This is a genomic window from Streptomyces acidiscabies (assembly GCF_020010905.1).
GTDB lineage: Bacteria > Actinomycetota > Actinomycetes > Streptomycetales > Streptomycetaceae > Streptomyces > Streptomyces acidiscabies.
Genome location: NZ_JAGJBY010000001.1, coordinates 4,645,897 through 4,666,221, shown reverse-complemented (window position 1 = coordinate 4,666,221; position 20,325 = coordinate 4,645,897). Strand labels below are relative to the sequence as shown.

12 protein-coding genes are annotated in these 20,325 nt (G+C 71.0%); 7 read left to right on the top strand and 5 right to left on the bottom strand.

Annotated elements, in window-relative coordinates; genetic code table 11:
* Positions 1 to 166: 166 nt before the first annotated feature.
* Entirely contained in the window at positions 167 to 2,101 is a 1,935-nt protein-coding gene (locus J8M50_RS21435; protein ID WP_010354509.1) for a ricin-type beta-trefoil lectin domain protein, read from the bottom strand.
* A 207-nt stretch (positions 2,102 to 2,308) separates the two neighbouring features.
* Here J8M50_RS21435 and J8M50_RS21430 point away from each other — a divergent pair, with 207 nt between their 5' ends.
* Complete coding sequence (locus J8M50_RS21430; RefSeq protein WP_029183961.1) at positions 2,309 to 3,520, top strand: glycosyltransferase; 1,212 nt, start codon at positions 2,309 to 2,311, stop codon at positions 3,518 to 3,520.
* Positions 3,521 to 3,792: 272 nt separating this feature from the next.
* Here the strand turns inward: J8M50_RS21430 and J8M50_RS21425 are convergent, their stop codons facing one another.
* Complete coding sequence (locus J8M50_RS21425; protein WP_010354511.1) at positions 3,793 to 4,476, bottom strand: TetR/AcrR family transcriptional regulator; 684 nt, start codon at positions 4,474 to 4,476, stop codon at positions 3,793 to 3,795.
* Positions 4,477 to 4,644: 168 nt separating this feature from the next.
* Here J8M50_RS21425 and J8M50_RS21420 point away from each other — a divergent pair, with 168 nt between their 5' ends.
* On the top strand, positions 4,645 to 5,886 hold the full coding sequence (locus J8M50_RS21420; RefSeq protein ID WP_010354512.1) for a YncE family protein: 1,242 nt from the start codon (positions 4,645 to 4,647) through the stop codon (positions 5,884 to 5,886).
* A 64-nt stretch (positions 5,887 to 5,950) separates the two neighbouring features.
* Here the strand turns inward: J8M50_RS21420 and J8M50_RS21415 are convergent, their stop codons facing one another.
* Positions 5,951 to 7,810, bottom strand: coding sequence for a glycoside hydrolase family 5 protein (locus J8M50_RS21415; protein ID WP_010354513.1), 1,860 nt, complete (start codon positions 7,808 to 7,810; stop codon positions 5,951 to 5,953).
* Positions 7,811 to 8,003: 193 nt separating this feature from the next.
* Between J8M50_RS21415 and J8M50_RS21410 the strand changes: the two genes are divergently transcribed.
* Entirely contained in the window at positions 8,004 to 9,062 is a 1,059-nt protein-coding gene (locus J8M50_RS21410; RefSeq protein WP_010354514.1) for an alpha/beta hydrolase, read from the top strand.
* Positions 9,063 to 9,086: 24 nt separating this feature from the next.
* On the opposite strand, the gene J8M50_RS21405 is transcribed toward J8M50_RS21410, so the two are convergent.
* Positions 9,087 to 11,510 (bottom strand): SpoIIE family protein phosphatase, encoded by a 2,424-nt coding sequence (locus J8M50_RS21405; protein ID WP_029183962.1) that lies wholly within the window; start codon positions 11,508 to 11,510, stop codon positions 9,087 to 9,089.
* 217 nt (positions 11,511 to 11,727) lie between these two features.
* On the opposite strand from J8M50_RS21405, the gene lanKC reads away from it, so the two are divergent.
* From lanKC to J8M50_RS21385, 4 genes are all read left to right on the top strand, one after another.
* On the top strand, positions 11,728 to 14,340 hold the full coding sequence (lanKC, locus tag J8M50_RS21400) for a class III lanthionine synthetase LanKC (RefSeq protein ID WP_010354516.1): 2,613 nt from the start codon (positions 11,728 to 11,730) through the stop codon (positions 14,338 to 14,340).
* 52 nt (positions 14,341 to 14,392) lie between these two features.
* Positions 14,393 to 14,503 (top strand): SapB/AmfS family lanthipeptide, encoded by a 111-nt coding sequence (locus J8M50_RS21395; RefSeq protein ID WP_010354517.1) that lies wholly within the window; start codon positions 14,393 to 14,395, stop codon positions 14,501 to 14,503.
* A 102-nt stretch (positions 14,504 to 14,605) separates the two neighbouring features.
* Complete coding sequence (locus tag J8M50_RS21390; RefSeq protein ID WP_010354518.1) at positions 14,606 to 16,882, top strand: ATP-binding cassette domain-containing protein; 2,277 nt, start codon at positions 14,606 to 14,608, stop codon at positions 16,880 to 16,882.
* A gap of 545 nt (positions 16,883 to 17,427) precedes the next feature.
* Positions 17,428 to 19,476 carry an ATP-binding cassette domain-containing protein gene (locus J8M50_RS21385; RefSeq protein ID WP_086014008.1) on the top strand — a complete coding sequence of 683 codons (2,049 nt, stop codon included), beginning with the start codon at positions 17,428 to 17,430 and terminating at the stop codon, positions 19,474 to 19,476.
* On the opposite strand, the gene J8M50_RS21380 is transcribed toward J8M50_RS21385, so the two are convergent.
* On the bottom strand, positions 19,471 to 20,079 hold the full coding sequence (locus tag J8M50_RS21380) for a response regulator transcription factor (protein ID WP_010354522.1): 609 nt from the start codon (positions 20,077 to 20,079) through the stop codon (positions 19,471 to 19,473). The two genes, J8M50_RS21385 and J8M50_RS21380, sit on opposite strands and share 6 nt — an antisense overlap.
* Positions 20,080 to 20,325 lie beyond the last annotated feature (246 nt).

The following is a 20,325-nucleotide window of genomic DNA, read 5'->3' as shown; positions in this document are numbered from 1 at the left end:
GGTCACCGGACGGCGGGGGCGGCGCGAGTGCGGGTGCGTTGTGGCTGATCGCGCAGTTCCCCGCGCCCCTTAGGTACGTTGCCGACTCTGCGTGCACTGCACCCCCGTCCCCGGTGGAGTGGGGAGCGCCTCCTGTTCGGTGGCAGAGGCGCCCCCCCCAACTCACCTAGTTACGCGTCCACTTCTGATTCTCCTGCCCGTTGCAGGTCCACAGGACCATCTGCGTACCGTTGGCCGTGCCCGCTGTGTTCGCGTCGAGGCACAGGCCCGCGTTGACGTTCGTGATCGTGCCGTCCGCGTTGACGTTCCACTTCTGGTTGTTCTGGCCGTTGCAGTCCCAGATGACTACCTTCGTGCCGTTGGTCGTGCCGAGGTTGTATGCGTCCAGGCATTTCGTGCCGTACAGGACGAGTTCCTTGCGGGAGGTGTATGTCCAGGTCTGGTTCTGGCCTGCGTTGCAGTCCCAGAGTTGGGCTTGGGTGCCGTTGGTGATCGTGTTGTCGTTGATGTCCAGGCAGCGGGTGGACTGGGTGCCGATGATTTCCGTGCCGGTCGTTCCCGGTAGGGGGCGGACCGTGATGTCGGCCAGTGTCGGTGCGCCTGTGAAGGTCAAGGAGTTGGCCGAGCCCTTCGCCAGGGATGCCTGGAGGCTGATCGTGCCCTGCGACGCTCCCGTCGGCGGGAAGGAAACCGCCGTCGTGTGCTGGCCGTTGACGCTGAGCGTGGCCGTGCGGGCGGACGACGTGTTGTTGACGTACGCGACGTCTACGACCTTCACGCCCCCGGACCCGGCCGCGACTCCGGAGAAGGACGACGTACCCGTGTAGACGCTGGACGCAGCCTCGGTGCCGCCGGTGACGGTGAGCATGACGGAACCGCCCGCCGGGACGTTCGCGGTGTAACTGCCGCTGTAACTACCGATGTTGGAGCGCGTCCACAGGTCACGCACCGTCGCCGACGCGTCCGTGAGGCCCAGGTCGGACCAGCGGACGGTGATGTTCGCGGCGGCGGACGTGCGGTTGAGGAGGACGGCGGCGCGGTTGCCGGTGCCGGCGAGGACCTTGCCGTACGCCTGGAGTCCGGTCGTGTCCTCGGCGACCTTGACGCCCTGGAGGCCGCGCGGGTCCTGGTCGACGGCGATGACCTCGGGGTTCTTGAGGATCGCGGCCGTCTCGGACGTCATCGTCGCTAGGTTGTTGCCCGCGAGGAGGGGTGCGCCGGAGATCGCCCAGAGGTTCATGTGCGTGCGGTTCTGGGCCGCGGTGAAGCCGTCCATGCCGGTCATCAGCATGTCGGGGTCGTTGTAGTAGCCGGTGTGCTGCGCGGTGGGGTGCAGGTTCCGGTCGAAGTTGGTGAGCAGGTTCGTCATGGACGGCTGGTTGCCGTAGAAAATGATGTCGTCGTTGGTGCGCCACATCGCGCCCTGCCCGGGCGCCCAGTTCCAGGGGTTCTGGCGGCCCCAGTTGCACAGCGACAGCGTCAGCGGGCGGCCGGTGGTGGCGGTCGCGCGGGTGATCGCGTCGCTGATGGATTGGTACGTCGTGGCTGGGTCGAGGCCCTCCGCGTCGCCGCCGCACCAGTCGACCTTCACGAAGTCGAAGCCCCACTTCGAGAACTGGAGCATGTCCTGGTCGTAGTGGCCCTCGCTGCCGGAGCCGGGCGCGGCGGGGCGGCCGGTCGGGTAGTAGTACCCGCAGCCGTCCTTCCCCGCGTCGGTGTAGATCCCGGCCTTGAGGCCCTTGCTGTGGATGTAGTCGGCGATCGCGGCCATGCCGCCGGGCCACTCGGACTCGTCGACGGTGATGTTCCCGGCCGCGTCCCGCGTGCCCTGCCACCAGCCCTCGTCGATGTTGACGTACGTGTACCCGGCCTCCGACAGCCCGGCCGCCACGAACGCGTCGGTCTGCTGCTTGATGACGCCGGAGTCGATCTTCGCGGCGAAGCTGTTCCAGGAGGCCCAGCCCATCGGCGCGCTCGGTACGGCGATCTGGCGCGAGGTCGCGGCCTGGGCGGGGACCGGCTGGACGAACAGGAGAGCCGCCGCCGCGGACAGGGCGAGGGCGGCGACGGATCTGCATCGGCGCAGGAGAGGGGGGTACATGCGGCTCCGTAAGGGTCGGGGGGAAGCGACAGCCCGTCCGGGATCTCGAACAGAGATCGACGAACCGAACATGCCGCGCGCCGAAAGTAGAACCGGCGAGTGGCGAAGTCAACGGCTGGGACAGGAGTGAACTGGCTCTTTTCCCAGGGTCGTTCACCCCGTACCGGGGCCCGCGCCGCCATACTGTCGCTCGTGCGAGTCGCGATCATGACGGCGGGTTCCCGGGGTGACGTGGCCCCCTTCACCGGGGTCGGTCACGCCCTGGCGAACGCCGGACACGAAGTCACCCTGGTCACCCACGCCCGCTTCGAACCCCTAGTCGCCGGTTCCGGCGTCGCCTTCCACGCGCTGCCGGTCGACCCCCGCGCCGAGCTGGAGTCCGCGCGCGGCCGGAGCCTGCACCGCAGCGGCAGCGGCCTCGGGAAGCTGGCCCGCGTGGTGGGGCTGGCCCGGTCGCTGGTCGGCGAGATGGCGTACGACGTCGTCGCGGCGGCCCGCAAGAGCGACGCGCTGCTGCTGTCGGCGTCCCTGTCCCCGCTGGGCCATGTCGTCGCCGAGGCGCTGGACCTCCCCGCGCTGGATCTCCCGCTCCAACCCATCACCGCGACAAGGGAGTTCGCGCCGCCGATGCTCGGAGCGGGCTCCTACGGCTCGCTGCTCAACCTCCTCGCGGGCCATGTCGTGGACCGCTCGGTGGACCACGTCTTCGCCCCCGCACTCCCTTCGGTCCGCGCGGAGTTGGGGGTACCACGCCCCCCGCGCCGCGTACGCCGCCCCCGCCGCCCGATGCTGCACGGCTTCAGCCCCTCGGTCGTCCCCCGCCCCACGGACTGGCGCCCCGGCCTGGAGGTCACGGGCTACTGGTGGCCGTACGACACGACAACCCAACTCCCACCTCGCCTAAGGGACTTCCTGAACGCCGGTCCACCCCCGGTCTTCATCGGCCTGGGCAGCGCAACGGTCCCCGACCCGGCGGCACTGAGCACGCAGATCGTCCACGCGCTCCGCATGGCCGGCCTCCGAGGCGTGATCCAACGCGGCTGGGCGGACCTGGCGGCGGAGGGGGACGACATCCTGACGATCGAGGACGTACCGCACGCGCTGCTGTTCCCCCGGATGGCGGCGGTGGTCCACCACTGCGGAGCGGGGACAACGGCGGCCGGTATCCGCGCGGGGGTGCCATCGATCCCGGTCCCGATCCAGTTCGACGAGGGATTCTGGGCGAGACGACTGGTCACGCTGGGAGTGGCACCGGAGGCGATCCCGCTGCGCAGGCTGACGACGGAACGGCTCGCGGGGGCGCTGCGGCGGGCGACGGGGGAGGCGGAATTCAGGGAGCGGGCACGGGAGTTAGGGGAACACGTGCGCAGGGAGGACGGGGTGGCGAGGGTGGTGGAGGCGGTGGGACAGCTCGGGTGAAGCTCCGAAGCGGGCGCGACAACGTGACAACACGGGCGACGGGCGACGGGCGACGGGCGACGGGCGACGGGCGACGGGCGACGGGCGACGGGCGACGGGCGACGGGCGACGGGCGATCATGCCCCTCACCTCTGGAGGCAGCAACACCGCGCCGGGCTCCACACTTGCTACGCAACGCCCCGCGCCCGACCTCCCAGGCCCACTCCACGTCTTTTAGGGGCGCGGGGAACTGCGCGACCAGCCACAACGAGCCCGCACCCGACCACCCCCCTCTACACCCCTCCCCCTCCCTCCCACCCCCGAACCGGCCACTCCCCCACCGGCCGCAAGATACCCAGCAACTGCCGCACCAACTCCTCCACCACCTCATCCAACCCCGCCTCCACCCACCCCGCACTCCAGTCATGCAGCAACCCGTTCACGCTCCCGATGAACGCCGTAGCCGCCAGCCGATAGTCCCGCTCAACCGCCTCCCCCCGAAGCGCCGCAGAAGAAGCCTCCGCCACGATGAGGTCGATCCACCGAGCCCGCCGCGCAAGACGCTGAGACTCCAGTCGAGGACTGACCCCCACGATCTCCACGAACGTGATCCGAATCCGCCGAGGATCAGTCGTCACGTTGCGCGCATACGCCCGGAAGATCTCGGTCACCCGCTCCACCAACGGTAGATCATCCACCGCCGCGAACGTATCGAGCACCGCCTCCTCAGCCCACTCGTTCACCTGAAGATGCAGCGCCGCCAGCACATCCTCCAGCGCCCGGAACTCCTCGTAGAACTGCCGAGTGGACAACCCCGCAGCCTCACTGAGCGCGGCGACCGTCGTACTCCGGTACCCGGGCGACCCCCCGAACAGCTCCAGCGCAGCCGCGAGGAACCGCCGACGCCGCTCCGCCTGCCGTTCTTCCGCGCTTTTGCCACCGTACCGACCGGTCGGCCCTTTGAGCCTGCCCGTCAATGACCCTCCTCGTTCGTTCCCGCGGCCAATTTTGTCGTGTCCGGAGTCTTGTGGCGAAGGCCACCCCCTACTTACTTTCCAGTAAGTCAGATCTGGAACCGCACGTCTTCAGATCCGGCGAGCCGCGTTACCTCATGTCACCGCCCTCGGATGGAGGCAACACCCCCCATGCCTGCTGTCAGATCCAGGCACCTGTGCACGCTTGCCGCCGCTCTCACCCTGACTCTCGCCGCACCCGCCGCCTCGCACGCCGCCCCGGACGCGGCGGCGCTGCGGGAGGTGCTGTTCGTCGGGAACAACTGGGACGGCACCGCCGACGTCATCAAGTCGACCGGCGACTACGCGAAGATCGGCCGCATCAACGTCATCCCGGACAAGGACCAGCGGATGGCGGAGATCAACGCCAACCCGATCAAGTGGATCTACTTCATGGCGATCCGCAACGGCGTCGGTGAGGGCCACGACCAGTTCGTGGACGACATGTACACCACACCCGACGGGTCGTCGGTGGTCGTCTCCCGCCCGAGCTTCGCCGACGTCGTGTCCATCAACCTGGCCACCGGAGCGATCAACTGGCGCTTCCCGGTGTCGGGTTACCGCTCCGACCACATGGCGGTCTCCCCCGACGGCACCCGCGTCGCGGTCTCCGCCTCGATCTCGAACACCGTGCACGTGCTGGACATCAACACGGGCAACCAGATCGGCAAGTTCGCCACCGGCGACAAGCCGCACGAGAACATCTTCACCAAGGACGGCAAGTACATCTACAACATGGCGATCGGGGACGTGAACACGGCCCTCGACGCGCCCTGGCAGGACTGGACGAAGGGCGACCGGCGCATCACGGTCGTCGACGCGACCACGTTCCAGCAGGTCAAGGTCATCGACATGCGGCCGAAGCTGGACGCGATCGGCCTGACCGACTACTCGGACGCGGTCCGCCCGGCGGTGTTCTCGCCGGACGAGTCGAAGCTGTACTTCCAGGTGTCGTTCTTCAACGGCTTCTTCGAGTACGACGTCGCGACCGACCGCATCACCCGGACGAAGACCCTGCCGAAGAACGCGACGACCAGCGACGACCGCACGACGTTCGTCAACGACTCGCGCCACCACGGGATTTCGATGAGCCCGGACGGCAGCAAGCTGTGTGTCGCGGGCACGATGGACGACTACGCGACCGTCGTGAACCGCACGACGCTCCAGGAAGGCCCGCTGGTCACCGCCTCGAAGCCGTACTGGGCGACGGTCAGCGGCGACGGCAAGGCGTGCGTCATCTCGGAGAGCGGCGCCGACCAGGTCACCGCGATCGACTTCGCGACCGGCCAGAAGGTGACGTCGGTGCCGGTGGGCGACCACCCGCAGCGCGTACGGCTGGGGCATGTCGCGACCACATGGACAAGCCCGTCCTGACCAAAGCTCAAAAGCACTGCCCCTCGGGTGAGTTCCCGAGGGGCAGCGCCCAATTTCCGTACAGTCAGCTGAACTTCTGCGCGACCCAGCCCGCCAGCTCCGTACGAGCCGCAGCCAGCACCGAACTCGACGGCGCCGAAGCCCCGTTGGTGACCAGCGCGTAGTGCAGGGTCCCCGAGTCGGAGGTGCTCAGCAGCAGTCGCCGGCTCCCGGTCCCACCCGGCTCGGCAGCGGCGCCGATCTTCGTGGACGCCGAGTACGCGCCGGGCCCGTACACCGCCCCGAGGTCGGAGACGACGGTCGTAGTAGCCGTCGGGAACGTCGCCGGAAGGTGCAACTCGGTAGGCGCGGAGCCCCCGTTGGAGCGCCACACGAGCACGCTGTACTGCCCGGAACCGACGAGCGAGGACACGTTCGGCAGCGAACTCGGCACCGGGTTCCAGCTCAGGACGGTCGAGCCGTCACGCGAGCGGTCCTCGTAGGTGAAGGCCAGTGTCGTACCGGCCGTGGCGCTCGGGTAGACCCGGTCGAGGAGCCGTCCGTCCTGGCGCAGCACCGGCGTTCCGGAGTCGTCGAGGCGTACGGCGGAGAGGTCCTCGTCGTTCCAGGCGTCGCCTGCGGTGAGGAGTTTGTCGGGGTTGGCGTTCATGTATTCGTGGTGGCGTCCGTTGTAGATGTCCCACTGCCACTGCGAGCCGGACAGGACGGGTCCCGAACTCGCGGGCGTGGACCACCAGTTGGCGCCCTTCACGCGGGAGTCGAGGGCCTGGTACATGGCCTTGAGGACGGTCGGGGCCTTGCCGGCGGTGGCGCCGTTCAGGGGGTGGCCGAACTCGCTGACGATGGCCGTCGTGCCCGTCGCCGTGGCGCGGTCGCGGACGGTGCCGAAGTCGGTGACGTACTGGCCGTCGGAGGCGTTGCCCCACATGAGGATGCCGGAGATAGCCTTCTGGTCGTAGAAGTGGGTGTTGAAGACGTAGCGGGAGCCGAGGGTGCCGGCGTCGAGGAGGCCGCCCTCCTCCTTGCTGACGTTGCCGTTCCAGAAGAGGTTGGGTTCGATCATCGCGGGCTTGTCCTGCCAGCCCGCCGCGTCCATGCGGGCGCGGAACTTCACGTAGAACGGCCAGAGCAGGTTCTGCTCCCAACTCCGGCTCTTCTGGCCGGAGTCGTAGGTGCCTGCGTAGGGCTCGTTGTAGGGGTCGAAGCCGATGATCCCGGCGAACTGGTCCGACGTCAGGTTCTGCTTGAGGTAGGCCATGACGTTCTGGGCGGTCGTCAGGAAGCTGTCCTGGATGCCGTGGTTGTTGTGCCAGAAGTCGTACTGGCCTGCCTTCACCGCGTTGTTCTGGGTGATGTTCTGGCCCCACATGATGCAGATGCCGCACGACTCCTGCGGGTAACCCCCCAGGTCCACGGCCCACTTGGGGGCGCCGTCGCCGCTGTACCAGCTGCCGGAGTTGAAGAGGTAGCGGGAGTACAGGTCCTGGTGGAAGTCGGGGTAGACCCGGATCCCGGCGTCCAGGAAGGCGCCGATCTGGGCGGTCGCCGCCGAGATGTACGCGGCGTCGAGCTTGCCGCGTACGGGTTCGGCGTAGGCCCAGGAGAGGAGGAAGCGTACGGAGTTTCCGCCGCCGAGGGCGCGCAGCGCGGCGGCGGACTTCTTGGCGTCGGCGACCGAGGCGAAGGGCAGGCCCTTGTTCTCGTCGAGCTTGGTCTCGCCGGAGACGTTGTAGCCGCGCAGCACGACCTCGCGGCCGGTGGCGTCGACGAAGCGGCCGTTCGCGACGGTGAGGGCGGTGCCGTCGAACGACAGGGAGTCGGGGACAGAGGCGGCGGCACCGGCCTGTGGGACCAGCGTCGCCAGGAATCCGCAGAGGACAACCAGAACAGCGAGCAGACGCACCCGGATATTCGGCATGTCCATTACAGTCGGTTGATTTCCGGACAGCGTCAATACTTCTGACTCATGAGTAAGTTTCTGCTCTTGTATCCCACCAGCGGTTGGCGTTCCGGTCGGGAAGATCCTTGACTGTTCCATGGCCAACAGGAACGGCTCATGTCCCGTCTCTTCGGTACAGAAGTAGCAAAAGTTGTCCGGTAAGGATCAGGAGGTGGTCATGTCGCTGACAGGTACGGCGTTCTTCGTCGTTCTCGTGGCGGTGACCGCGCTGGCGGTGGTGGCGACCATCGCTTTGTGGGCGAGGGTTCGGGGACCGCGTGTGGTGCGGTGGGCGGTACAGGCGGTGCTGATCGGCGTGTGCCAGCTGACCGCGATCTCCGTGGTGGCCGTGTGGATCAACAACAGTTACGGCTTGTACGCCTCGTGGGACGACCTGATGGGCACGGACAACACGACCGCCATGACCATGCCGGGGCCGCCGGTCGACCGGGCCAAGTTCAGCAAGGGCACGCAGGGCGGGGTCCTCGACACCTACTTCCGGGGGAAGAAGTCGCTGCTCTCCGGGCAGGTGCTGGTGTGGACGCCGCCGCAGTACGACGAGGCCGCGTATCGCACGAAGCACTTCCCCGTGCTGATGCTGCTGCACGGGGTGCCGGGGTCGCCGCAGTCCTGGCTGGAGCACGGCGGGATGCCGGGCGACTTCGCCGACCTGCTGGCGCAGCGCGCCGTACACCCCTTCATCCTGGTGATGCCGGTCGTGAACCCCGGCAGCGTCGACACGGACTGCAGCGACCTGCCGGGCCACAAGGTCGCGACCTGGCTGTCCGCCGATGTGCCCGACCTGATCCGGACGAAGTTCCGGACGATCAACGGGCCCGGCGGGTGGGGGGTCGCCGGGTACTCCACGGGCGGGTTCTGCGCGGTGAAGCTGCCGCTCCAGTTCCCCAAGGTGTTCGGCGCGGGCGCGGCGCTCGACCCCGATCCGCTGACCGGCGACACGTCGGTGCTGACCGACCCCGCCGTACGCCGCCGCAACGCCCCCACCCACATGGTCAAGGGGACCAAGGCGCGGGTGAGCCTCTTCCTCGCGACGTCCCGGCAGGACCGGCTGAGCCCGGCGTCCTCCATCGAGCAGTTCGTGGCGGCTGCGGCGGGGACGCAGGTGGAGATCCGTACGCAGCTGCTGAGCAGCGGCGGGCACAACTACAACACGTGGAAGGCGGAGTACCCGGAGGCGTTCACGCTGCTGAGCCAGTGGCTGCGGGCGCCGCGCTGAGAGCGGGGGCTGCGGCCGGCGTGACTAGGCGTCCAGCCGCAGCTCGCACCACACCTGCTTCCCCCCGCTGACCGGCACCGTCCCCCAGGCCTCCGACATGGCCTCCACCAGCAGGATCCCGCGCCCTCCGGTCGCCTCCCACCCCAGCCCCGTCGGCTTCACCGGGGTCCGGGGCGAGGTGTCGGTGACCGCGAGGCGCAGCCGGCGGCCCAGCAGGGTCATGTCCAGCCGCACCTGCCCCTCCGTGTGGACCAGCGCGTTCGTGACCAGCTCGGACACGGCCAGCAGCGCCCCGTCCATGGCCTCCTCCTCGATGCCCCAGTCCTTCAGCGTGCGCCGGGTGAAGCGACGGGCGTGCCGGGACGCCTCGGGGACCCGCCAGACGGTCCACCCCTCGCGCAGGGGCCGCGTCTCCATGCCGTCGTAGCGCAGGAGCAGCAGCGCGATGTCGTCGCCCCGGTGCGCCTCCGCGAGGAGGCTGTCGGCGACGAGGTCCAGGTGGGCGGGGTCGGCGGCGCTGAGCCCCGTACAGAGCCGTTCGAAGCCGTCGTCCATGGAGGAGCTGGCGGACTCGACGAGGCCGTCCGTGGTGAGCGCGACCACCGTCCCGGCCTGTAGCCGCAGCGGCACCAGCGGGAACTCCGCCTGGGCGACGACGCCGAGCGGCGGCCCCCCGTCCTCGTCGGCGACCTCCGTGGAGCCGTCCGGGTGACGCAGGGCCGGTGGAGGGTGGCCGGCGCGGACGCACCAGGCCGTGCCGGACTCCATGTCGACGTCGACGTACACGCAGGTGACGAAGAGGTCCGTCTCCAGTTCGAGGAGGAGGCGGTTGGCGTGGGCGACGACGACGTCCGGCGGGTGGCCCTCGGTGGAGTAGGCGCGCAGGGCCGTCCGCATCTGGCCCATGAGGGTCGCGGCGGCGGTGCTGTGGCCCTGGACGTCGCCGATGACGAGGGCGACGTGGTTGTCGGGGAGGGGGATCACGTCGTACCAGTCGCCGCCCACCTCCAGGCCGGCCGTCGCGGGCAGGTACCGGGCGACGGCGACGCCGCCGGGCAGGCGCGGCAGGCTGCGGGGCAGGAGCTGGCGTTGCAGCATGCCGACGAGTTCGTGCTCGGCGTCGAAGGCATGGGCGCGGGTGAGGGCCTGTCCGGCGAGCCCGGCGGAGGCGGTGAGGAGGGCGCGCTCGTCGGGGCCGAAGTCGTGCGGGGCATTCCAGCCGACCAGGCAGACGCCGACCGTACGGCCCGCGGCGGCCAGCGGCAGCACGGCGAGGCCCCCGGGGCCCAGCTCCCCCAGCGCCGGTTCCAGGGCTGTTCCGGCTCCCCAGATCCGTACCCGGCCCTCGCGCAGCACGGCGGCCAGCGTCGGCAGGGACCGCATCGGCGCGTCGGGCCATTCGCCGCGCCACTCCAGGCGCCACAGCTCGGGCCAGGACTCGGGGTAGGGCGGGTCGAGGACGGTCACGACGAGCCGCTCGCCCTCCAGCTCGGCGAGGGCGATGCGGTCGGCGCGCAGGGGGCCGCGCAGGGCGGAGACGACGGCGTGGCTGACGTCGCGGACGGTCCCGGCGGTGGAGAGCGCGGCGGCGAGCCGCTGGACGCGGGCGACGTCGGTGACCTCGCCCCGTACGGCGGCGGCGTCGGCGACCGTGCCGACGAGCCGTACGGGGCGGCCCGCCTCGGCCTGGGCGAGCCGTCCGCTCAGCCGCAGCCAGCGGGGCGTGCCGCTGGGGCCGATGACCCGGAACTCCAGCTCGCGGTCGCCGAGGGACATGTGGTCGGCCTCGACGACCGACATCAGCGCGGGGAGGTCCTCGGGGACGGCGAGGCCGAGGAGGGTCTCCACGCGGCCGTCGAACCGCTCACGGGCGAGGCCGAACAGCTCCAGGAGCCGGTCGCCGACCTCGACGCGGCCGGTGTCCATGGCGAGCGCGAAGCCGTCGCCGCCGACCTCGTCGGGCGGGCCGGTACGGGACTCGGGCCAGACGAGGGCGTCGGCGACGAGGTCGAGGCACTCGCGGTCGTCGGCGTCGAAGGCCCGCTCCCCGACGGCGACCAGGCAGCCGCCGCCGGCCGGCAGGGCGGTCAGGTGGACCTCTCCGGCGGCCATCCGGCGGGATTCCGCGCAGTCGGCGAGGTCGCCGGGGCCGAGCCGGACGGGGCGTCCGGTGCGGACGGCGAGGGCGACCGGGGAGTTCCCGTCGGGCGGGTAGGTCTCGCGCAGGCCGAAGAGGGTGCGCGGGACGCCCGCGGAGTCGACGAGGCACAGCAGGCCGTCGGCGCCGGGCGCGTATCCGGCGGCGCAGGAGGCGCCCGCGAAGACGAGCGCCTGCTCCAGCGTCCGCCTCACCCGTTCGGGCGAATGCTGATCCGCGCCGACGGTCTTGAGGGCCACTTCGGCACGCGGCGCCCGCCCTCCCTGCCGCGCACCACCCTCAGTCACCACGTCCGTATTACAGCGCTTGCGCCGCGTTCGCGCAGCCCCTGGGAGCGTTCCGGGGTTCCGGGAGGTGCGGAAGGGCGCACTCCGGCGGACGGCGCGGATCGAAACATCCCGAACATGTCTTTACCCGTGCGTTCTGCATGTCCATCTCATGACAGGCGTGACTGTCGGCGGCTCCCGCGCCCTGGAAATCTCAGTGCCGGCCCACGGAGGGGGACGCATGGACAAGCGGTACGAGGTCTACGCGCTGGCGGACGCGCACTTCTACGAGACGCCGGACCGGCTGGGCGCCGGCCGGGACGAGTCCGCGGGGTGGTTCGCGACGGCGCGCAGGCCGGTGCCGGAGGGCTGGGAGTCGGCGCGCGTCGGCGACTGGCTGAACCTGACCCCGCCGCACGCGGAGGGCCCCGAGCAGGGGTGGAAGATCCACGCCTCGGCCACCCGCGAGAACGCCGACCGGATCGCGGCGATCGTGTGGGACTACTGCGTGCCGCGCCGCATCCCGTTCAAGTTCGTGCCGGGCCCGCACCTGCTGCACCTGCGCAACACGAAGTACGCGGGCCGCGACGGCAGCGGCAAGTTCGTCACCGTCTACCCGGCGGACGAGGACCAGCTCCACGAGGTGCTGCGCGAGCTGGGAGCGCTCCTGGAGGGCTTCGAGGGGCCGTACATCCTGACCGACCTGCGCTGGTACGACGGCCCGCTGTACGTCCGCTACGGCGCGTTCGCGCGGCGGTTCGTGGTCGACGAGCGGGGCTCGCTGGTGCCGGCGGTGCGGGACGGCTCGGGGACGCTGGTCCCGGACCGCCGCCAGCCCTCGTTCCAGGTGCCGGAGTGGGTGACGCTGCCCGCGTTCCTCGCCCCGCAGCTCGCGGCGCGCAACACGACGACGGTCGGCGAGCTGCCGTACACGATCGAGAAGGCGCTGCACTTCTCCAACGGCGGCGGCGTCTACCAGGGCGTCGACACGCGGACCGGGGAGAAGGTCGTCCTCAAGGAGGGGCGTCCGCACGCGGGGCTCGCGTCCGACGGGGCCGACGCGATCACCCGGCTGGAGCGGGAGATGGAGGCGCTGAAGGCCGTCGCCGGTACGGGGGTCGTGCCCGAGGTGCGGGACTGGTTCGAGCTGGGCGGGCACCGGTTCCTCGTCATGGACTTCCTGGAGGGCAAGCCCCTCAACTCGTTCTTCGCCGAGCGGCATCCGCTGCTGGTGCCCGACCCGGACCCGGCGGCCGTCGCCGCGTACACCGAGTGGGCCGTACGCATCCACGGCAAGGTGGAGCGGGCGGTGGCCGCCGTGCACGCGCGCGGGATCGCCTTCAACGACCTGCACGTCTTCAACATCATGGTCGCGCCCGACGAGTCGGTGAGCCTGCTCGACTTCGAGGCGGCGGCGCCGCTGAGCGAGAACGGCCGGCAGGTCGTCGCGCACCCCGGGTTCTTCGCGCCGCCGGAGCGCAGAGGCGTCGACGTCGACCTGTACGCCCTCGCCTGTCTGCGGCTCGCCCTGTTCCTGCCGGTGACGACGCTGTTCGTGGTCGACCGGGGCAAGGCGGCACACCTCGCCGAGGTGATCGGGGAGCAGTTCCCCGACGTACCGCGCGAGTTCCTGGACGAGGCGGTCGCGGAGATCGTCCGCGAGCCCTCGTACGGCGCGCCGGCCCCGGCAGGGGACGGGGTCGGCGCGCGCGCCTCCTGGCCGGCTCCCGCCGACTGGCCGCGCAGCCGGGACTCCATGGTCGAGGCGGTCCTCGCGTCGGCGACGCCGGACCGCGACGACCGGCTCTTCCCCGGCGACGTCGCCCAGTTCTCGGACGGCGGCGGCCTCGGGGTCGCGCACGGCGCGGCGGGGGTCCTGTACGCGCTGCGCGCCGCCGGCGCCGACCGCTACGAGGAGGGCGAGCGCTGGCTCCTCGACCACACGGACCCGCCGCCCCCGGGCACGCCGCTGGGTCTGTACGACGGACTCGCGGGCGTCGCGTACGTCCTCGCGCTCCTCGGACACCGCGAGCGCGCCCTCGACCTCGTCTCCGGCATCCTGCGCGAGCGCTGGCAGAAGCTGTCGTCCGACCTGCAAGGGGGCCTCGCGGGCCTGGGCCTCGTGCTGGGCGGACTCGCGGACCTCACGGGCGAGTCGTCCCTGGACGCGTACGCCGCTGACAGCGCCGACATCCTCGTACAGCGCCTCGCCGAGCCGCGTCCCGCGAAGCCCCGGCCCCGGGCGGGGTTGATGCGGGGCGCGACCGGGCCCGCGCTCCTGCTGCTGCGGCAGTACGAACGCACCGGCGACAAGGCGCTGTTGGAGGCCGCCGGGACCGCGTTGCGGCGGGACCTCGAAGCGTGCGTCGTCCAGCAGGGCGGGTCGCTCGAAGTCGACGAGGGGTGGCGGACGATGCCGTACCTCGGGGACGGCAGCGCGGGGATCGGGCTGGTCCTGGACGACTACCTCACCCACGCCCCCGACGACGGTTTCGAGCAGGCCCGCACCGGCATCTTCACGGCCGCCACCTGCCGCTTCTACGCGCAGCCCGGACTTCTTCAGGGGCGCGCCGGGATGATCCTGCACCTGGCGCGTACGACGATGCCGGGCGCCGCGGGGTCCCGGCTCACCGCGCAGATCGACGCGCTGGACTGGCTGGCGATGCCCTATCAGGGCCAACTCGCCTTCCCCGGCCACCAGATGATGCGTCTCTCCATGGACCTCGCCACCGGAACGGCCGGCTGTCTGCTGGCGCTCGCCTCGGCACTCGCCGAGGAACGCGGCGCCGCGCACCTGCCGTTCCTCCCGCCGCCTTCCCGGCGGCCCCAGAGCACGGCTCCGACGGAGTCGTGAACCACCCCCGTCCCCACGGGAATTGACGGGACAACCCGAAAAGGAGCACACCATGGCACTGCTCGACCTGCAGACGCTGGAGTCCGAGGAGTACACGGGCGGCCAGAGCACCCTCAGCCTCCTGTCCTGCATCAGCGCCGCGAGCGTCCTGCTCTGTCTCTGATCAGGGAGACGACGCCGCTCTGTCGTCGCTAGCGCGTAGCTCTGGGGGTCGGTCCCTTACGGGGTCGGCCCCCGGGGTCGTGCGCTCAGGAAAGGGGATCCGGTGAGTGACGACCCGGTGGGGGTCCGGACACGGGGGCTGCTCAGGGACGCCCTGCGGCACAGCGGGGTTCGGTGTGCCGGGCTGGCTGTGGTGAGTGTGGGGGCCACGGGGGCCGGGCTGGCGTTGCCCGCCGTGCTGGGGCGGGCGCTCGATCTGCTGCTGCGGGGGGAGGAGGCCGGGGTCTGGGTGGGGTGGTGTGTGGGGCTCGTGGTGGTGGGGGTGGTGCTGGACGGGTTCGTGAGTGTGCTGGCGGGGACCGTCGACGCCCGTACGGCCGCCTTCCTGCGGCGGGGGGTCGTGCGGCAGGTGCTCGCGCTGGGGCCACGGGGGCGGTTCGAGGCGGGGGATCTGGTGGCCCGGGTCGTGGGGAGCGGGGCTCAGGCGGGGGCGTCGCCCGCTGCACGGGCCGCGCTGGCCGCGTCGGTGGCCGGGCCGGTGGGGGGTGTGGTGGCGCTGGGGGTGCTCGATCCCTGGCTCGCCGTCGTCTTTCTCGCCGGGGCACCGGTGCTGGCGCTGCTGCTGCGGGTGCTCGCGCGTGATACGTCCGAGTGCGTCGTGCGGTACCAGAACGTTCAGGGGCGGATCGCCGCGGCGCTCTCCGAGGCGGTCGAGGGGGCCCGTACGATCCAGGCGGCCGGCTCCGCCGAGCGTGACGCCGCGCGCGTCCTGCGGCCCCTGCCCGAACTCTCCGACGCCGGGCGGCGGATGTGGCACGTGCAGGGGCGTGCCGCCGCGCAGGCCGTCGCGGTCGCGCCGTTGCTGCAACTCGGTGTGGTCGCAGTCGCCGGGTTCCTGCTCGCCCGGCACCGGCTGTCGGCGGGGGATGTCCTCGCGGCGTCTCGGTACGCGGTCCTCGCGACCGGAGTGGGCGTGCTGACGGGGCAGTTGGCGGGGCTCGTCCGCGCGCGGGCCGGGGCGCGGCGGCTGGCGGAGGTTCATGTGCGGGAGGCGCCGTCCTTCGGGGGACGCCGGTTGCCTTCTGGGCCTGGGCGGTTGGAGTTGCGGGGGGTGCGGGCTGTGCGGGGGGACCGGGTCGTTCTCGACGGGGTCGATCTGATCGTGCCGGGGGGGACGACCCTTGCGGTTGTGGGGCGCAGTGGTTCGGGGAAGTCGCTGTTGGCGGCTATCGCGGCGCGGCTGGCGGATCCTGCTGAGGGGGAGGTGTTGCTCGACGGGGTTCCCCTTCACACGCTCGCCCATGACGAGTTGCGTGCGTCTGTGGCCTGTGCCTTCGAGCGGCCTGTGCTGTTGGGTACGACCATCGCGGACACGATCGCCCTGGGCCTGCGGGGGTCCATCGACGTCGAGCGGGCGGCTCGCAAGGCCCAGGCCCACGACTTCATCACGCGCCTGCCTCAGGGGTATGCCACGCCCTGCGCGGACGCGCCCCGCTCCGGTGGTGAGTCCCAACGCCTTGGCCTGGCGCGGGCGTTCGCTCGTCCTGCTCGTCTTCTGGTCCTCGATGATGCGCTGTCCAGCCTTGACACGATCACGGAACACCGGATCACGGAGATGGTGTTCTCGTCGGCGGATTCGACGACTCGGGTTGTGGTGGCGCATCGGGCTGCTACTGCTGCTCGGGCGGATGCGGTTGCTTGGGTGGAGGGGGGGCGGGTTCGGGCGGTGGGGGGGCATGGGGAGTTGTGGGGGGTGGCGGAGTATCGGGGGTTGTTTGGGGAGGGGGGTGTTGGTGAGGCAGGTTCGGGCGGGGTGGGGGCGGGGGTTGGGCGGGGCGTTTGTGGTGGGGATGAGGGGCGTGTGGGGGGTGGGGGGCGTTCTGGGGGTGGTGGGGATGGGCTTGCTGGAGTTGGTGTGGGGGTGGGATTTGAGCATGTAGACCTGGGGGGAGGGGGTGTTGGGGAGGGTGGGGTTTCTGGTTGCTCGGGTTCCGGCGTTGGAGTGGGGGCGGGTGGGGAGGGGCTGGGAGAGGGGGGTGTCGGCTCGGAGGGGGCTGTGGGGGTGTGGGCACCGGAAGTTGGTGGGGGGTCGGTGAGAGGCGGGTCGGAGAGGGGTGGGTCGAATGGAGGCGGGTCGGTGAGAGGCGGGGTGGATCGGGGCGAGGTGCATCGGGGCGGGTCGGAGAGAGGCGAGTCGAATCGAGGCGGGTCGGAGAGAGGCGAGGTGGATCAGGGCGGGTCGAATCGGGGCGGGTCGGAAAGGGGCGAGTCGAATCGAGGCAGGTCGGAAAGGGGCGGGTCGGAAAGGGGCGAGGTGGATCAGGGCGGGTCGGATCGGGGGCGTACGGCTGGTGAGGTTGGCGGGGAGGGGGCGCGGTGAGTCGTGAAGGGCGTTCCCTGCCTCGGACCGGCGCCGACGCAGACACCACACGCGCCGCTCCCCACTCCAACTCGGCCTCCAGCACCCCCACTTCCGCCCCCGGCCCCCATTCCGACATCGCCCCCACCCCGGTCTCCACCTTCACCCCCGACACCTTCACCTCCGACACCCTCGACTCCAACTCCGGCATCACCTCCGACGCCCCCGGCCCCAACTCCGACATCGCCCGCGACGCCCTCAACTCCAGCCCCGACTCCGCCCCCCACCTCGAACCCGCCCTCACCACAACGCCGGTACCCGAGCAAAAGGAAACCCGAACCTCCCCGACGCCCCCTCTCCCCACGTCTACATGCTCAAATCCCACCCCCACATCAACTCCAGCACGAACACTCCCACCGCCCACCAAACCCACCCCCCCACCCGCACCCAACTCCGACCCCGCCCCCAACTCCCTCCTCCCCCGCGCCCTCCACTACCTCCTCTCCCACCGAACCGTCCTCCTCCGCCTCACCCTCTGGTCCCTCCTCGAAGCCGGCCAGACCTTCCTGCTCGGATACGCATTGGCCAAGGCCCTGGACGAGGGGTTCCTCGCCGGGCGGGTCGGAGTGGGGATGGGGTGGCTCGGGGTCGCCGGGGCCGGGGTGATTGCGGGCACCGTAGGGACCGGCCGGGTGTACAGGTGCGTCGCCGATCTCGTAGAGCCCCTGCGGGACCGGCTGGTCACAGGGGTGGTCCGGCGAGGCGTACGGGACGCCGATCGGGGTGCCCTCTCCGGGCTCACCCAGCAAGTCGAGATCGCGCGAGACACCTTCGCCGGACTCGTCATGGTCTCCCGCTCCTTCGTGTTCACGTCCGTCGGCGCCCTCGTCGGCCTCTTCTCCCTCGCCCCGGCCCTGCTGATCGTCGTCCTACCGCCCCTCGCCGCAGGCGTCGCCCTCTTCGCCCTCACCCTCCGCCCCCTGGCCCGACGCCAGGAGGCGTACCTCCGTGCGGACGAGGCCTTGGCTGCGCATCTCGGCACGGTCTGTCCAGGGCTGAGGGACATCACCGCGGCGGGTGCGGAGCGGGACGTCGAGCAGAGCACCGCACGTCTCATCGACGCGGAGTTCCGAGCGTCCCGCGCGCTGGCCCGCTGGAGCGTCACCCGGGTCATCGCGCTGGCGATCGGGGGCGAACTCCCCGTCGTCCTGCTCCTGTTGACCACCCCTTGGCTGCTGACCCACGACGTCACCCCCGGCGCCCTGCTAGGCGCGTTCGCGTACGTCACCCAGTCCCTGCTCCCCGCTCTGAACGCCTTGGTCCACGGCCTCGGCACAAGCGGCTCACGCCTGACGGTGGTCCTACGCCGCCTCACGGCAAACACGCCACCTGCGCCGGACCCCACTCCCGCCCCGGCACCCCTCGACGCCCCTCACCGAACCCCACCCCGACCGCCCGGCACCGCCGCCCACAAGGACCTGCCTCGATTCGACTCGCCTCTCTCCGACCCGCCCCGATCCACCCCGCCCCTCACCGACCCACCCCGATCCGACCCGCCTCGATTCGACCCACCCCTCTCCGACCCGCCCCGATCCACCTCGCCCCTCTCCACCCTGCCTCTCACCGACCCGCCCCTCCCCAACCCCCCACCAACTTCCGGTGCCCACACCCCCACAGCCCCCTCCGACCCGACACCCCCCTCTCCCAGCCCCTCCGAACCCACCCCCACTCCAACGCCGGAACCCGAGCAACCAGAAACCCCACCCTCCCCAACGCCCCCTCCCTCCAGGTCTACATGCTCAATCCCCACCCCCACACCAACTCCAGCAAGCCCATCCCCACCACCCCCAGAACGCCCCCCACCCCCCACACACCCCTCACCCCCACCACAAACGTCCCGCCCAACTCCCGCCCCCACCCTGACCCTCACCAACCTCACCTTCGCCTACGGCCCCGCCTCCACCCCCGTCCTAGACCACCTCTCCCTCACCCTCCCCCCCGGCGCCCACCTCACCGTCGTAGGCCCCAGCGGCATCGGCAAATCCACCCTCACCGCCCTGATCGCAGCGACCCTCACCCCGACCGAGGGCGAGATAAAGATCGGCGGCAGAGCGGCCCCCGACGCAAAGGCGCACCGCGTCCTCATCCCCCAAGAGGCGTACGTGTTCACCGGCACCCTCGCCGAAAACCTGACGCACCTGTGCCCGGACCCCGTACCGGAGGACGAGCTGTGGGCCGGCGCCGAGGCCGTCGGAATGGCCGGCCTGATGCGTACCCTGGGCGGCCCGCACGCCCCCGTGGACCCCGCCGCCCTCTCCACCGGCGAGCGCCAGCTCATCGCCCTGACCCGCGCCTACCTCTCCCCCGCCCCCCTCGCCCTCCTGGACGAGGCGACCTCGCACCTGGACCCGGCGGCCGAGGAGAGAGCCGAGCGCGCGTTCGCCGAGCGCCCCGGCACGCTGATCGTCGTCGCGCACCGCATCGCCTCGGCCCGCCGGGCGGACCGCGTCCTGGTCATGGACGGCGCGAACACCGCGTACGGCACGCACGGGGAACTCCTGGAGAGCTCACCCCTGTACCGCGACCTCGTGGGCCGCTGGTCAGCATCCTCATAACCACCCCTGCCCCTGCGAGATCCGTATCGCGTCGATCCGGTTGCGCGCCCCCGTCTTGCGGGTGATCGCCGCCATGTAGTTCCGCACGGTCCCGTGCGACAGATGCAGCCGCCCCGCGATCTCCGCCATGGACACCCCCTCCGCGGCGAGCGTCAGCACGCTCAGCTCCCGCCGGGTCAGCGGCATCTCGGCCGCCTTGAGGAATCCGAACCCGAGGGAGTCGTTGATGAAACGTTCCCCCTGAGCGACGGTCCGGATCCCGTCGAGTAACTGCTCGGGCGGCCCCGCCTTGTCGACGTAGCCGAGCGCCCCCGCTTCGAGGGCACGTTTCAGCAGGCCAGGGCGGTTCGCGCTGGCGAGGACCAGCAGGCGGGGGGCGATGCGGTCGCCGCCGGGGTCGCAGAGTTCGCCCAGCGGGGGGATGCCGTAGCTGTCCGCGCAGTCGAGGTCGGCCACGCACACGAGGGGCCCTACGCCGCGTATTCGTGCGGACGCGCCGCGCCACGGCGTGTCGTGCACCCGCAGGTCGCCCTCCCGGGCCAGCCATCTCGCCAGCACCGTACGCACCAGTCCCTCGTCGTGCACCAGAAGTACCCGGATCACTTACGTCCCTTCGGCTCGCCCGCCCACCGGCTCGTCATTTGATGCGTGCCCCATTCTTGGCGCCTGCCTCAGTTTCGGAGCGCGAAGAACCGGCCAGGGCGATGCGCGGGGGCGCACGTACGGCGCCCGGATGCCGTCCCGCGCTTCGATTCGGGTGCCTATGAACGGTTCGAGGGGGTACGGGAACCCGTTCTGGACGCCGCTCCCCGCCGCTCCCGCCGCTCCTCGCCGTGCGCTCCGCGCCGT

Bases quoted from the DNA above. Each gene is read 5' to 3' on its own strand.
- J8M50_RS21395 (WP_010354517.1), top strand. From the start codon at position 14,393: ATGGCACTGCTCGACCTGCAGACGCTGGAGTCCGAGGAGTACACGGGC.
- J8M50_RS21410 (WP_010354514.1), top strand. From the start codon at position 8,004: ATGTCGCTGACAGGTACGGCGTTCTTCGTCGTTCTCGTGGCGGTGACC.
- lanKC (WP_010354516.1), top strand. From the start codon at position 11,728: ATGGACAAGCGGTACGAGGTCTACGCGCTGGCGGACGCGCACTTCTAC.
- J8M50_RS21420 (WP_010354512.1), top strand. From the start codon at position 4,645: ATGCCTGCTGTCAGATCCAGGCACCTGTGCACGCTTGCCGCCGCTCTC.
- J8M50_RS21430 (WP_029183961.1), top strand. From the start codon at position 2,309: ATGACGGCGGGTTCCCGGGGTGACGTGGCCCCCTTCACCGGGGTCGGT.
- J8M50_RS21435 (WP_010354509.1), bottom strand. From the start codon at position 2,101: ATGTACCCCCCTCTCCTGCGCCGATGCAGATCCGTCGCCGCCCTCGCC.
- J8M50_RS21415 (WP_010354513.1), bottom strand. From the start codon at position 7,810: ATGGACATGCCGAATATCCGGGTGCGTCTGCTCGCTGTTCTGGTTGTC.